The 12,968-nt window shown below is 69.6% G+C and carries 13 protein-coding genes; 3 read left to right on the top strand and 10 right to left on the bottom strand.

Features of this window, described 5'->3' with window-relative positions; translation table 11 throughout:
* Positions 1–35: 35 nt before the first annotated feature.
* The 10 genes from ACKTTN_RS02290 to ACKTTN_RS02245 form a co-directional block, all read right to left on the bottom strand.
* On the bottom strand, positions 36–662 hold the full coding sequence (locus ACKTTN_RS02290; protein ID WP_407908253.1) for a hypothetical protein: 627 nt from the start codon (positions 660–662) through the stop codon (positions 36–38).
* Positions 659–1,369: a DUF4124 domain-containing protein gene (locus ACKTTN_RS02285; RefSeq protein ID WP_407908252.1), complete on the bottom strand. Its 711-nt coding sequence runs from the start codon at positions 1,367–1,369 to the stop codon at positions 659–661. Before ACKTTN_RS02285 ends, ACKTTN_RS02290 begins: the two co-directional genes overlap by 4 nt.
* Positions 1,370–1,456: 87 nt before the next feature.
* Positions 1,457–2,023 (bottom strand): Sua5/YciO/YrdC/YwlC family protein, encoded by a 567-nt coding sequence (locus tag ACKTTN_RS02280; RefSeq protein WP_407908251.1) that lies wholly within the window; start codon positions 2,021–2,023, stop codon positions 1,457–1,459.
* Positions 2,020–2,469, bottom strand: coding sequence for a hypothetical protein (locus ACKTTN_RS02275; protein ID WP_407908250.1), 450 nt, complete (start codon positions 2,467–2,469; stop codon positions 2,020–2,022). Before ACKTTN_RS02275 ends, ACKTTN_RS02280 begins: the two co-directional genes overlap by 4 nt.
* Positions 2,470–2,497: 28 nt before the next feature.
* Positions 2,498–5,044 carry a DNA topoisomerase I gene (locus ACKTTN_RS02270; RefSeq protein ID WP_407908249.1) on the bottom strand — a complete coding sequence of 849 codons (2,547 nt, stop codon included), beginning with the start codon at positions 5,042–5,044 and terminating at the stop codon, positions 2,498–2,500.
* A gap of 189 nt (positions 5,045–5,233) precedes the next feature.
* The gene (locus ACKTTN_RS02265) at positions 5,234–6,178 is read right to left on the bottom strand and encodes an RDD family protein (RefSeq protein WP_407908248.1); all 945 of its coding nucleotides are present in this window, start codon (positions 6,176–6,178) and stop codon (positions 5,234–5,236) included.
* On the bottom strand, positions 6,175–6,939 hold the full coding sequence (locus ACKTTN_RS02260; protein WP_407908247.1) for a GYF domain-containing protein: 765 nt from the start codon (positions 6,937–6,939) through the stop codon (positions 6,175–6,177). Before ACKTTN_RS02260 ends, ACKTTN_RS02265 begins: the two co-directional genes overlap by 4 nt.
* A 42-nt stretch (positions 6,940–6,981) precedes the next feature.
* The gene (locus ACKTTN_RS02255; protein WP_407908246.1) at positions 6,982–7,470 is read right to left on the bottom strand and encodes a DUF494 family protein; all 489 of its coding nucleotides are present in this window, start codon (positions 7,468–7,470) and stop codon (positions 6,982–6,984) included.
* Between the two features lie 83 nt (positions 7,471–7,553).
* Positions 7,554–8,678 (bottom strand): DNA-processing protein DprA, encoded by a 1,125-nt coding sequence (gene dprA / locus ACKTTN_RS02250; protein ID WP_407908245.1) that lies wholly within the window; start codon positions 8,676–8,678, stop codon positions 7,554–7,556.
* Positions 8,679–8,753: 75 nt separating this feature from the next.
* On the bottom strand, positions 8,754–9,884 hold the full coding sequence (locus ACKTTN_RS02245; RefSeq protein WP_407908244.1) for a LysM peptidoglycan-binding domain-containing protein: 1,131 nt from the start codon (positions 9,882–9,884) through the stop codon (positions 8,754–8,756).
* Between the two features lie 204 nt (positions 9,885–10,088).
* Here ACKTTN_RS02245 and def point away from each other — a divergent pair, with 204 nt between their 5' ends.
* The 3 genes from def to rsmB all read left to right on the top strand — a co-directional run bounded on the left by def (position 10,089) and on the right by rsmB (position 12,956).
* Complete coding sequence (gene def, locus ACKTTN_RS02240) at positions 10,089–10,595, top strand: peptide deformylase (protein WP_407908243.1); 507 nt, start codon at positions 10,089–10,091, stop codon at positions 10,593–10,595.
* 107 nt (positions 10,596–10,702) lie between these two features.
* Complete coding sequence (gene fmt / locus ACKTTN_RS02235) at positions 10,703–11,623, top strand: methionyl-tRNA formyltransferase (protein ID WP_407908242.1); 921 nt, start codon at positions 10,703–10,705, stop codon at positions 11,621–11,623.
* Between the two features lie 7 nt (positions 11,624–11,630).
* Positions 11,631–12,956 (top strand): 16S rRNA (cytosine(967)-C(5))-methyltransferase RsmB, encoded by a 1,326-nt coding sequence (rsmB, locus tag ACKTTN_RS02230; protein WP_407908241.1) that lies wholly within the window; start codon positions 11,631–11,633, stop codon positions 12,954–12,956.
* The last annotated feature ends 12 nt before the right edge of the window (positions 12,957–12,968 follow it).

Genomic DNA, 12,968 nt, shown 5'->3' with positions numbered 1-12,968 from the left:
GGTCGCGTGTCGGTGCCGCGTGCCGTGCGACGCGATCACTGCGCGCAGGTCGTCTTCGCGATCATCGCGTCGACGTGCGCGAGTTCGGCGCGCGCCTGGTCGATCTCCTCGGGCGAGAAGGTCAGCGCCTGCACCGCGCGCTGTCGGCGCTCCGCCCATGCGGCGCAGCGGCCCGCGTCGGGCACCGCCTCGCAGTGGTCCTCGACCATCTCGCAGGAGTCGGCATTGGTCGCGCTGTAGCCGTCCAGCCCGACCGTGTTGAGCGGTGCGCACCGCGAACTCGCCTCCGCCTCGCTGTAGTAGCGCTGGGCGTCGGGGGTGAGGCAGACGTAGATCGCCGGTGCGGGCAGTGCCGCGGCCGGCGCTGCGGCCGGCGGGGTCGACGACGCGACGGTGGCGTTGGTGGCGTCCACCACCGGTTGCGGCGCCACCGGCACCACGGGTGTCACCGGCGCCGGCGGCGGTGCGACGACGGCGCGCGCGGGCGTCGATGTCGGCGTCTCCACAACGCGCTTCTGCTCGTGGCTGCCTTTCGGGCACTTCGCGCCGTTCTGGATCGTCACCTGCCCGTCGGCGCCGACGCAGCGATAGATCACCACCGTCGGCGCGCCAACGGCGCTGCCGACCAGCGATGCAAGGGCGAGCGCTAGAAGCGACTTCATCCGCATTCCTCCACGAGACGGGCGTCGAGACTGCGCTGCTCGCGTTCGATCGCGTCGCGATCGCCCTGCAACGCGCTGAACCAGCGACGATCGAGCGCCTCGCGGCGGTCGCGCATCTGCGAACACACTTCGGACGCCGGCAGCGAATAGCAGACGTCGCGGATCCAGCTGCCGCCGGGCACGGTCGCGAGTTCGACCGGCGGCGGGCGATGGCGGATGCCGCTGCCGACGCCGGTACCGATCATGGTGCTGCCGGGCCGCTGCACGACCATGCCGCCGCCCCCGCCGTGTGGCGTCGGCCGCGGAAACACGGGGACGCCGACCACGATCGGATAGCCCAGCGTCCACAACGGCACCCAGCGCGGATTTCCTTCCGGGTTTTCGCTGGTGTAGGTCTCGCCGTCCGGCGTCGTGCATTCGTACAGCGGGCGCGGCTCGGTGCGGTAGACGACGTCACGCGGTGCGGCGTACGCGGGCGCGGCCGGCGGATGCACGGTGGCGACGCTCACGCGCGGCGGCGGATCGGTCGGGCGCGCCATCGTCCGCACCTGCTGGCGTTCGCCTGCATGGCAGGGCGAATCACGCAACGCGAGCTGGCCGCGTGCATCGGTGCAGCGATAGATCGTGACCGCGCCGGACGCGGCCGGCGGCGCCGCGTTCGCGGTGGTGACGATCATCAACAGCACGAGCGCGGCCGGTCGCGACATGCGCGAATCTTGCACCCGCCGGCGTGAGGGCCGCTCGCCGCCCGACGGACTGCGTTCGCGCCGATTCAGCCCGGCGCGGCGCGGCGGTCACTCGCGGATCGCCTCGCCGGTGCGAGCGTCGCGGATCGGCGTGGGTGCGTTGCGTCCGCCGGTCTCGCCGGAGCAGACGCCGTCGAGCAGCGCGAGCAGGGCGCCGGACAGCCCGGCGCGATCGCGCGCGGGCGGCTCGCCGGTGAGGTTGGCGCTGGTCGACACCAGAGGCCCCCCAAGCCGAGTGCACAACTCGACCACAACCGGATGCGCGCTCGCGCGCACCGCGATCGAGTCGCGCCCGCCGGTGATCCACGCGGGCGCCGCGGTCGAGGCCGGCACCACCCACGTGTGCGGCCCCGGCCAGCTTGCCAGCGCACGGTCACGCGAATCGGCGTCGAGCGCCGTCCAGTCGACCAGCGCATCGAACTGCGCGGCGTCGGCGCCGACCACGATCAATCCTTTGTCCACTGGCCGGCGCTTGATCGCGAGCAGGCGATGCACCGCTTCGCCATCGAACGGAATGCAGCCCAGCCCCCACACGCCTTCGGTGGGATACGCGATGACGCCACCGCGGATCAGCACGGCGATGGCGCTCGCGATGTTGAGGTCGTGCGCGCTCATCGCGACGCCTCGTGCCACGCGATGTCGCCGCCGTCCTGCCAAAGCACCGACGCGATGCGCCAGCCGGCCGGCGTGCGCACGAACTGCAGCGATTTCATGCCGACGCCATCGATCGCGACGCCACTGCGCCACCCACTCTTGCGATAACCCGACAGTCGCGTCGCGATGTCACCGGCGATGAACGTGCGCGACTGCGTTTCCCATTCGTGGAAATCCACGAGCGTGCCGTCGGCGAGCCAGGCGCGACGCGGTGCGAGGAATGCATCGAGCGACATCAGCGACGTCGCGTCCTGGTCGCGACGCGCAATGGTCGCGTCGCGCAGGAAAATATGGTCTGGCGCATCGAGCAACGCCGACAGGCCGTCGCGATTGTCGAACAGCGCATAGAACGCGGCGGCCACCGCATCGATCGCGGCGACCTCGTCCGAGGCCGCCACGTCGTGCATCAACGGGCGAGCATCACCGCGCATGCCATCAGAACGGCGCGTCGTCCGCGCCGCCGTCCAGCGCCGCGGCCTTCTTGACGATCTTCTTGGCCGCGGTCTTCTTGGCCGCGGTCTTCTTGGTCGCCGCCTTCTTCGCGACCTTCTTGGTCGCCGACTTCTTGCCGGCCGCCTTCTTGGTCGCGGTCTTCTTCGTCGTCGCCTTCTTCGCCGGCGCATCCGCGCTCGCCGTCTTCGCCGCCTTCTTCGCCGCGACCTTCTTCGTCGCCTTTTTCGCGAAGCGCGCGCGCATCGGCTTGCCGGTGGCTTCGAGCATCTGCTGCGCTTCGACCAGGCTCAGCGACGCAGGCTCACGATCCTTCGGGATGCGCCCATTCAACTTGCCATCCGACAGGTAGGGACCGAAGCGCCCGTTGAGCACCTGCACGTCGTAGCCGTCCCACTGCTTGATGATGCGGTTGCGCGCGATCTCTTCCTTCTGCTCGATGAGTTCCACCGCGCGTTCGAACGTGATCACGTACGGATCGTCTTCCTTCGCCAGCGACGCATACGTGCTACCGCGCTTGGCGAACGCGCCGAAGCGGCCGATGCCGACACTGACCTTCTCGCCGTTGCTCTCGCCCAGGTCGCGCGGCAGGCCGAACAGCTCGAGCGCGTGCTCGAGCGAGATCGAGTAGATGCTCTGGCCGGGCTTGAGCGACGCGAACTGCGGCTTCTCGTCTTCCTCGCTGGTGCCGATCTGCACCAGCGGGCCGAACTTACCGATGCGCGCGCTGACCTGGCGACCGGTCTTGGGATCGGAGCCGAGCACGCGCACGGAGCCCGCGTCTGTGCGATCGATGTTCTCGCGCTTGTCGTCGACCAGTTCCTTGAACGACTTCCAGAACCGCTCCATCAGCGGCACCCAGTCTTCCTCGCCGCGGCTCACCGCATCGAGTTCGTCTTCGAGTTTGGCGGTGAAGTCGTAATCGACGTAACGCGTGAAGTGCGCGGACAGGAACTTGCTCACCGCGCGGCCGACGTCGGTCGGGCGGAAACGGCGGTTGTCGAGCTCGACGTACTTGCGCGCCAGCAACGTGCCGATGATCGACGCGTACGTCGACGGCCGGCCGATGCCGTATTCCTCGAGCGCTTTCACCAGCGACGCTTCGGAGAAGCGCGGCGGCGGCTCGGTGAAGTGCTGGTCGGCGTTGACGGCGGCGAGCGGAATGCGGTCGCCGGTCTTCATCGCCGGCAACTTGCGGCCTTCCTCGTCGTCCTCGCTGGTCTTGACGTCCTTGCCTTCCTCGTAGACGGCGAGAAAGCCCGGATCGACCACCGTCGTCCCCGACACGCGGAAGCTGTGCTCGCTGCCTGCAGCCAGATCGACGCTCACCGTGTTCAACGTCGCCGGCACCATCTGCGACGCCACCGCGCGCTTCCAGATCAGCTCGTACAGGCGACGCGCATCGTCTTCCAGATACTTCGCGACCGACGCCGGCGTGCGCAGCGCGGAGCTCGGTCGGATCGCTTCGTGCGCTTCCTGCGCGTTCTTCGACTTGGTCGTGTAGACGTTCGGCTTGTCCGGAACGGCCCGCGTGCCGAAATCGCGTGCGATCACGTCGCGGATCTCGACGATCGCGTCCTGCGACAGCGTCACCGAGTCGGTACGCATGTAGGTGATCAGGCCGACCGTGCCTTCGTCACCGATCGCCATGCCTTCGTACAGCTTCTGCGCGACCTGCATGGTGCGGCGCGTGGAGAACCCGAGCTTGCGCGCGGCTTCCTGCTGCAGCGTCGAGGTGATGAACGGCGGAGCCGGACGACGCTTGCGCTCCTTGCTGGTGACGTCGGTGACCTGCAGCATCCCCTGCGCATCGCGCGAAATGCGGTCACGGGCGCCGTGCGCGTCGGCCTCGTTGGTCAGCGTGAACTGCTCGACCTTCTTGCCATCCAGCTTGGTCAGCTTGGCAACGAACGGCTGCGATGGATGCGTCGCCTCGGCTTCGATCGACCAGTACTCGCGCGCGATGAAGGCTTCGATCTCCTCCTCGCGCTCGACGATCATGCGCAGCGCGGGCGACTGCACGCGGCCCGCGGACAACCCGCGCTGCACCTTGCGCCACAACACCGGCGACAGGTTGAAGCCGACGAGGTAGTCCAGCGCGCGACGCGCCTGCTGCGCGTCGACCAGCGGCGCGGCGATCGCGCGCGGCCGGGTCATTGCTTCCTTGATCGCGCGCGGCGTGATTTCGGTGAACACCACGCGTTCGAGCGAGCGGTTCCCGATCAGGCCACGCTCTTTCAGGATCTCCGCGATGTGCCAGCTGATCGCCTCGCCCTCGCGGTCCGGGTCGGTCGCGAGGAACAGGTGCTCGGCGGACTTCGCGGCCTTGGCGATCGCGTCGACGTGCTTCTCGTTCTTGTCGATCAGCTCGTAGCGCATCGCGAAGCCATGGTCGGGATCGACCGCGCCTTCCTTGGGCACCAGGTCGCGGACATGGCCGTAGGAGGCCAGGACGGTGAAGTCCTTGCCGAGGTATTTGTTGATCGTCTTGGCCTTGGCAGGCGACTCGACGATGAGGAGGTTCTTGGCCATGGCGGCGCTCCGTGGGGGCGGGCGGCCCGGGGCTCCCGTCGCGCGAGGGTCCGCGCGGCCGCGAGAGTACTGCGTAAAAAACCGGGGCGTGGAAGCGGCGACGCCCGCGGAAGGTCCGCGGGCGTGCTGATTCTCTATATCTAGTGTCATCACGCACCGGCCGGGGCTGTCAAGCTCCGTCGGCGGCGGTCAGCTGCCGCGGGCGGCGAACACACCCATCATGAAGAACGCCGTGAGCACGCCGATGATCAGCAACAGGTAGATGCCCAGGACGATTTTCGTCGCCGTATTCAGGCTTTCGTCCTGCAGCTCGGGGCGGCCGGTAAAGGCATGCTCGTCCACGACCACCGTGTCGCACACCAGGTCATGGAGCCCCTGACGTCGGTCGAGTGCCACGGTCATGATGGCCGACGCGATCGCACCCAGGCCGCACATGGCGCTCGTCACGGCGAAGAAGACGTTGCGAAGAAAGCCGCGCCAGAAGCCGATCGGCGACCCGTCCGAGCGCACGACCTTGGTACCCGTCAGGCGCTTGCCCAGCGTGGCCCGCCAACCCGACGACAGCATCGCGCCCTGGTAGGTCGCCGGGATGCAGAACTGGATGGCGTAGACCAGGACGATCACTCCCACGCCAAGTCCCGCAGCCATGGCCCCGGCACCGCGGGTCACGCTGCTCAGCCCGGCACCCATGGCCAGCAGCAGCGGAATCAGCAGCGCGTAGACCATCAGCAGCGCGAGCAGACCGTCGACGGCGTTGCTGGCGACGCGCTTGAGAAAACGCGCGTACACGACGTCGCCTTCGTGCACAGCCCGTGCGTAAGCCGTTACTGCGGCGGCGGGCGGCGAGTAGGGCGAGGCGAGAGGTCGTTCGACGACCTCATAGGGGTTGTAACCGGCCTGTGCAGCCAGCGCGGGCTCCATCGCCGGCGTGGCGAAGCGGACCGGCTGGGGCGTCGGCGCGATACCGACGACCTCGTGCATCACGTCGCTCCAAGCCCGCCAATCGGACATGCCCTCGCGCCATACCAGCGTGCCGGGCGGCAACTGCCCGTGCGCGTGGAGCTGGGAGAGGTCATCGTCGCTGACCGGGCCAAGGCGGTTGCGCTGGGGGTCGCTGTAGTACCACCTGCTCATGGCGCGGGGTCCGTCGCGGGCCTGCAGGCTGCGCGCCGGTAGCGTGCGGGCAGGTCCCCGCCGCTGCAGTCCCACTGCGTCGCCGGCGGAACGGGCTCGGCGAACACGATGGTCTTGCCGTCCAGCTGCGGCTTGGGGTCACGGAAGGCGATCACGAATCCGCAGCGGCCGTCCGGCATGTGTCCGAAGTGCACGTTGGCTATCTGTTCGACCCGGGCTTCCTGCGCGTCGTTCGGGCAACGGCCGAGTCGTTGATGCGCTTCCGCAACGCGTGCCTCGATCTCCGTTGCGCGTGCATCCACTTGCGCCGCGACCTTCGCGCGGACCACGTAGTTGTTGTACTGCGGGATCGCGATGGCGGCGATGATGCCGAGCATCGGGACAGCCAGCACGCCAACGACGATCAGCGCAATGAGGCAGCCCGACATTCCCTTTTTCTGCGGTGGCGCAGCCCGATAGGCGGGGGCGCCTGCATGTGCGGGTCGCGCGGAGCCGTGGGCGGCCGATGAGCTCGAATATGCGCTTGCGCCTGTGCCAGCCGCGGGACCGGGCGGCAGCGGCGGCGGCGCGTTGGCGGCGGGCTTGACCGACAGCAGGTCCAGCTCCTCGGCGAGCCGGTCCAGCGGTTGCCATTCACGCAGACCTTCGCGCCAGACCAGCGTGTCCAGCTGGATGCGTCGATCGCGATAGCGGTTGCGCAGTTCTTCGGCCGAAAGCGGCCCGACGCGACCCTGTCCAGGGTCGTGATAGAACCAATCCAAGGTGTCCCCCCGATGAGTGACGGCCCTCCCCAGGGCCCGTCGCTAATGTACCGGTTCGGGCTCGTCGTCGAACATCTGGGTCTGCATCCAGGCATACGCCGCCTCGCTGCCGGGCTGGTTGAACAGCACCATCAGCACGACCCATTTCAGGTCGTCGAGGTCGAGCGCGTCCTGCTCCAGTGCGAGCGCGCGATCGAGCACCAGCTCGCGCTGGCCGGCGTCGATCACGCCGTGCTGCTCGAGGAACATCAGGAAGCCGCGCGACTCCGCATCGAGCTTCTCGAGCTCCGGCCCGGCGTACACGCGCACCGGCCCGCCGGCACGCGCCGGCTGCGCGACCGGGCGCGCACGCGCGAGCTCGTCCAGCCAGTCGAAGGCCTTGTTGATTTCGGCCGGGGAAAAGCCGGCTTCGGTCAGCTCGCCGAGCAACGCGCCGCTCTGCCGCGCATCCGGATCGTCCGGAAGCGCAGTGTCGGCATCGAGTACGTGTTCGAAGAGATAGAGCAGTACGTCGAGGATGTTTTCTTTCATGTCCCTCGGCCTGCGCCGCCTGGGCGACGCGGTGGGTCCGGAACCCCTTGCGCGGGACCCGCAGGGCCGATTCGATCGTGCGGCTAGGCCACCCGGAAGAACCGTCCATGCTGCTGGGCCACGCGACCCTCCAGCTCCATGACAAGCAGCATGGAGGACAGCCGGGAGGGCGTCAATCCGGTGCGCTCGATGAGCCGGTCCATATCCGTGGGGTCGAAACCGAGGACTTTCCACAAGCGGTCGTGGTCGGAGTTGCCGTTGCCCCATCCGTCGCGGGGTGATGGTTCAGGCTCGGCGGGCGCGTCGACGGCCAGTGCCAGGCGGTGCGTCGCCGCCTGCAGCGCGGCGGCCTCGCCGAGCGCCTCGATCACGTCGTCGGGCGATTGCACCAATGTGGCGCCGTCGCGGATCAGGTGATGGCAGCCGCGCGCGAGCGGGTTGCGGATCGATCCCGGGATCGCGAAGACGTCGCGGCCGGCGTCGGCCGCGAGTCGCGCGGTGATCATCGCGCCCGAGCGTTCGGCCGCCTCGACGACGACCGTCCCTAGGCAAAACGCGGCGAGCAGGCGATTGCGGCTCGGGAAGTGCTCGCGCCGCGGTCCGGTGCCCGGCAGGTGTTCGCTGACCAGCGCGCCGGCGCCCTCGATCCGACGATGGAGCGCCGCATTACCGCGCGGATAGACGACGTCCGGCCCCGTGCCGAGCACGGCGACCGTCGCGCCACCGACATCGAGCGCGGCCGCATGCGCAGCCGCATCGATGCCGGCGGCGAGCCCGCTGCCGACAACGAAGCCGGCGCGTGCGAACGACCTGGCGAAATCGGCGGCGTGTTCGCGTCCGCCCGGCGTGGGCCCGCGGCTGCCGACCACCGCGACCGCCGGCCGCCACAGCAGCGCGGGATCGCCGGCGACGAACAGCGCGAGCGGCGGACTGGCGGCGGTGCGCAGCGCGGGCGGGTAGTCGGGATCCGTCCACCCGACGATGCGGTGATCGGGGCATGCGAGCCAGTCGCGGACGCTGTCCAGCATCGCGGGGGCGGGACCGCGCAGCGCATTCACCTGCGTTGCGGACAGGGCGTGCGCCGTCCAGCGCGACGGCTCGGCGAGCGCCGTGGTCGCGTCGCCCGCGGCTTCGAGCAACGCACGCCGCGGCGCGAGCGGGCCGCCCGCGGCGACGAGGGTGGCAAGGGCGAGCGCGTCGTCGTGCATGCCGCCAGCGTCGCCCGGAAACGACGACGGCGCCCTCAGGCGCCGTCGCGTGCAGCCGTCGGATTTCTCCGAACGTTACTGCGTGGCGTCCGGATGCTTCAGTTCCTGGCCGATCGTGGTCGGGCGGATGCCATCCATCACCAGCGCGTAGCTGACCTTGTCGAAGGTGCGGAACACCATGACGTGGCTGGCGAACTCGTCCGGCAGGCGGACGTGGTCGGTGCGCGCGATGGTCTCTTCGCCACGCTCGTCACCCATGCGCACGCGGTCCGGCGTGAGGCTGCCGACGCGCCAGGTCGAGAACACCGTGCCGTTGTCGACGCCGTCGCGGGCACCGACCGACAGCGCGACCACGTCGTGCGCGCCGCCGTGGCTCAGCTCGTCCGCCACGGCCAGCACCTGCGCGCGACCGTATTCGAACTGCGTCTTGGGCGCGTGCGGGAAGAACTGCAGGTCGTATTCCTGCGCCTGCACCGGGATCAGGCGATCGCCGACGCGGATCTCGCGGCCCACGCCGTCGAGCACCAGCGTGGCGGCATCGACGCCGCCGGTCGCGGCGCGGCTGACCGTGCCGGTCGCCAGCTGCATCAGCTCGTAACCCAGCTCCTCGTGGCCGTTGTCGGGCAGCACGGTCGCAGTCCAGAGGTTCTCGTAATCGGTGACGTGGTCGCCGCGGAAATCGAGATCGTCCTTGTGCATCAGGTCGCAGCAGACGGTGCGGTCGAGGTGCGTGTAGCGCACGGTGGGGCGCACCACGGCCCAGCGCTGCCCCGGCTGCGCATCGACACCCTTGATGTAGACGACCTGCTTGCCGACGGCGCGCAGGTGGTCTTCCTCGATGCCGACCACGTAGGGCATGCCCTCGACGCTGTCGACCACGCGCAGGTTCTTCAGGAACGGCTCGACCTCGGCCAGCGGCACGCCGGTGACCGGGGCGTCGGCACGCGGGCCGGGCGCGACCGCGACGCGGTCGAGGTAGGCGAGCGAGATCACGTCACCCGGATAGATCAGGTGCGGGTTGCGGATCTGCGGGTTCGCCTGCCAGATCTCCGGCCACAGCCAGGGCCGCTTGAGGAAATGCCCGGCGATGTCCCACAGGGTGTCACCGCGCTTGACGGTGTAGGTGTCGGGATGGTCCGCCGAAACGGCGGACACGGCGACGGTCAGCAACGCAGCGGCAGCGACCGCGCGGAATGTCTTCATCATGGCCATGAACCTGATTCCCCAGCAGGCGAGCCCCTTCCTTGAAGGGCGCTGGCACTATAGCCCACGCCGCCGCGACCGTTGCAATGCCGCCGGGGCGGTAGAATGGCGTCCCGTCCTGCGGTTGTGACGGTGACCTCCATTTCTCGCGCGCTCGACGAGCACGCCCGCGTCGCCCGAACCGCCGGCGACGCCCCGGATCCCGCCATGGCCATTCTCGACATCCTCGAATTCCCCGATCCCCGCCTGCGCACGGTCGCCCGTGCCGTCGACGCCGCGGAGGTCACGACGCCTGCCTTCCAGAAGCGACTCGACGACATGTTCGAGACGATGTACGAGGCGCCGGGCATCGGCCTGGCCGCCAGCCAGGTCGACGTGCACCAGCGCTTCATGGTCATCGACGTGTCCGACGACCGCTCGGCGCCGATGGTGTTCGTGAACCCCGAGATCCTCGAGAGCGACGGCGAGCAGGTCTATCAGGAAGGTTGCCTGTCGGTGCCGGACATCTTCGCCGACGTCACCCGCGCCAACCGCATCAAGGTGCGGGCGATCGGCCGCGACGGCCAGCCGTTCGAGCTGGACGCGGACGGCCTGCTCGCGGTCTGCGTGCAGCACGAGATGGACCACCTCGCCGGCAAGCTGTTCGTCGACTACCTGTCGCCGCTCAAGCGCGAGATGGTGCGCAAGAAGCTCGCGAAGCGTCGTCGCGCCTGAGCCGTTCGGCGACCGCGTCGCCTGCGCGTGCGCCGAGGTGACGTTTCCACGCGCGGTGCTCGCGCGCGAACCGCTATCCTCCGCCGCCCTTCGCTGACGTCCACCCCATGAGAATCGTCTTCGCCGGCACGCCCGAGTTCGCCGTTCCCTGCCTGCGTGCGGCTGCGCAGCGGGGTGAAGTGGTTGCGGCCTACACGCAGCCGGATCGCCCGGCCGGTCGCGGGCGCGGCCTCGCACCGTCGCCGGTGAAGAAGGAAGCGCTGCTGCGCGGCATCCCCGTGCTGCAGCCCGAGAACTTCAAGGCCCAGGTGTCGAAGGACGCGCTGCGCGCTCTGCAGCCGGACGTGATGATCGTGGTCGCCTATGGGCTGATCCTGCCGCAGTCGGTGCTCGACATCCCGCAGTTCGGATGCTGGAACGTGCATGCATCGCTGCTGCCGCGCTGGCGCGGCGCCGCGCCGATCCAGCGTGCGATCGAAGCCGGTGACAGCGAGACCGGCATCTGCCTGATGCAGATGGAAAAGGGCCTCGACACCGGCCCGGTGCTGCTTTCGCAGTCCATTCCGATCGCGGCCGACGAAACCGGCGGCCAGCTGCACGACCGCCTCGCCGAACTCGGCGCGCAGGTGCTGCGCGACGGTCTCGGCCTGCTGCGTGCGGGTATGCGCCCGGTGCCGCAGGTACAGCCCGACGACGGCGTCACCTACGCGCACAAGCTCGACAAGGCCGAGGCGAAGCTCGACTGGTCGCAACCGGCGCGCGCGCTCGCCAACAAGGTGCGCGCGTTCAATCCTTGGCCGATGGCGGAAGCGACGATCGCAGGCGAGCGCGTGCGCCTGCACGGTGCAATTGCGCTCGACGAATCGACGTCCGCCGCGCCGGGCGCGCTGTTGCGCGCCGGTCGTGACGGCCTCGACATCGCCACCGGCGACGGCGTGCTGCGCGTGCGCGTTCTGCAACGCGAAGGCGGGCGTGCGATCACCGCCGCGGACTTCCTCAACGCACGCCAGGACCTTCGCGTCGCCTGACGCCGCCATGGCCGCGCGCAACAACGCATCGCTGAACGCTCCGGGCGTCGCCACCCGGCTCGCCGCAGCGCGCGTGCTCGATGCGGTGCTGCATCGGCACCATTCATTGCGCGCCGAACTCGGGCCCGCGCTGTCGACGTTGCCGGACGCGCGTGATCGCGCATTGGCCGAGGCGATCGTGTTCGCGGTGCTGCGCGCACCGGCACGCTATGGCGCCGCGCTCGATGCATGGATGCCCAAGCCGTTGCCGCGCCGCGACAGTGCGGTGCGCGCGTTGCTCATGGCCGGCCTTGCGCAGCTGGATCCGCTCGGACTGCCGGCGCATGCAGCCGTTGCCGCGACCGTCGAGGCGGTGCGCGCGAGCGGGCAGGCGCATCGCGCCGGGCTCGCGAACGCGTTGCTGCGGCGCGCGCAACGCGACGGCATTCCGAAGGGCGACGCGCGCGCGCACTGGCCCGACTGGCTGAGAGCTCGCATCGAGTCGGACTGGCCGCAGGACGTCGACGCGATCTTCGATGCGAGCGCGCACGCACCGCCGATGTGGCTGCGCGTCAATCGTCAACGCATCGCGCGCGACGCGTATGCCGCGCAGCTGATCGATGCCGGCATCGATGCAGTGGTCGACGACACGCTGCCCGACGCGCTGCATCTCGCGCATGCCGTGGCGGTCGCCACGCTGCCGGGTTTCAACGATGGCGTCGTCACCGTGCAGGACGCGTCCGCGCAGGCGGTGGTCGACGCGCTGTCACTGCCAGCCGGCGCACGCGTGCTCGACGCATGCGCGGCGCCGGGCGGCAAGACGACGCATCTGCTCGAGCGCGATCCGTCGTTGTCAGTGACAGCGATCGATGTCGACGCCGCGCGCCTCAAGCAGGTCGAAGGCGCGATGCACCGCCTCGGCTTCGATGGCCGTGCCCGGCTGCTCGCCGCCGATGCGGCCGACCTCGCCGCATGGTGGGACGGCACGCCGTTCGACGCCGTGCTGCTGGATGCGCCGTGTTCGGCGACCGGCATCGTGCGTCGACAGCCCGACGTCGTGCTGCATCGGCGCGAAAGCGACCTCGACGCGCTCGTCGCGCTGCAGGCGCGCCTGCTCGGTGCGTTGTGGGCGGCGGTCGCACCCGGCGGCGTGCTGCTGTACGCGACCTGCTCGATCCTGCGCGACGAGAACGAACGTCAGGTCGACGCATTCCTCTCGCGCACGCCGACTGCGACGGCCACGCCGCTGGACGATCGCTTCGGTCGCGAAAGCGGTGCCGGCCGGCAGGTGCTGCCCGGCGAGCGCGGTCGCGACGGCTTCTTCTACGCGCGGTTGGTCAAGAACGCGGCCTGACCGAGGCCCGTC

The sequence above is a fragment of the Lysobacter claricitrinus genome (genome assembly GCF_045866565.1).
GTDB lineage: Bacteria > Pseudomonadota > Gammaproteobacteria > Xanthomonadales > Xanthomonadaceae > Cognatilysobacter > Cognatilysobacter claricitrinus.
The sequence above is the reverse complement of the archived record's forward strand: the minus strand, read 5'-3'. Positions and strand labels throughout refer to the sequence as shown.

Coding starts and splice junctions, on each gene's coding strand:
- rsmB (WP_407908241.1), top strand. CDS start 11,631: ATGGCCGCGCGCAACAACGCATCGCTGAACGCTCCGGGCGTCGCCACC.
- ACKTTN_RS02290 (WP_407908253.1), bottom strand. CDS start 662: ATGAAGTCGCTTCTAGCGCTCGCCCTTGCATCGCTGGTCGGCAGCGCC.
- def (WP_407908243.1), top strand. CDS start 10,089: ATGGCCATTCTCGACATCCTCGAATTCCCCGATCCCCGCCTGCGCACG.
- ACKTTN_RS02245 (WP_407908244.1), bottom strand. CDS start 9,884: ATGATGAAGACATTCCGCGCGGTCGCTGCCGCTGCGTTGCTGACCGTC.
- ACKTTN_RS02280 (WP_407908251.1), bottom strand. CDS start 2,023: ATGAGCGCGCACGACCTCAACATCGCGAGCGCCATCGCCGTGCTGATC.
- dprA (WP_407908245.1), bottom strand. CDS start 8,678: ATGCACGACGACGCGCTCGCCCTTGCCACCCTCGTCGCCGCGGGCGGC.
- ACKTTN_RS02270 (WP_407908249.1), bottom strand. CDS start 5,044: ATGGCCAAGAACCTCCTCATCGTCGAGTCGCCTGCCAAGGCCAAGACG.
- ACKTTN_RS02285 (WP_407908252.1), bottom strand. CDS start 1,369: ATGTCGCGACCGGCCGCGCTCGTGCTGTTGATGATCGTCACCACCGCG.
- ACKTTN_RS02275 (WP_407908250.1), bottom strand. CDS start 2,469: ATGCACGACGTGGCGGCCTCGGACGAGGTCGCCGCGATCGATGCGGTG.
- ACKTTN_RS02265 (WP_407908248.1), bottom strand. CDS start 6,178: ATGAGCAGGTGGTACTACAGCGACCCCCAGCGCAACCGCCTTGGCCCG.
- fmt (WP_407908242.1), top strand. CDS start 10,703: ATGAGAATCGTCTTCGCCGGCACGCCCGAGTTCGCCGTTCCCTGCCTG.
- ACKTTN_RS02255 (WP_407908246.1), bottom strand. CDS start 7,470: ATGAAAGAAAACATCCTCGACGTACTGCTCTATCTCTTCGAACACGTA.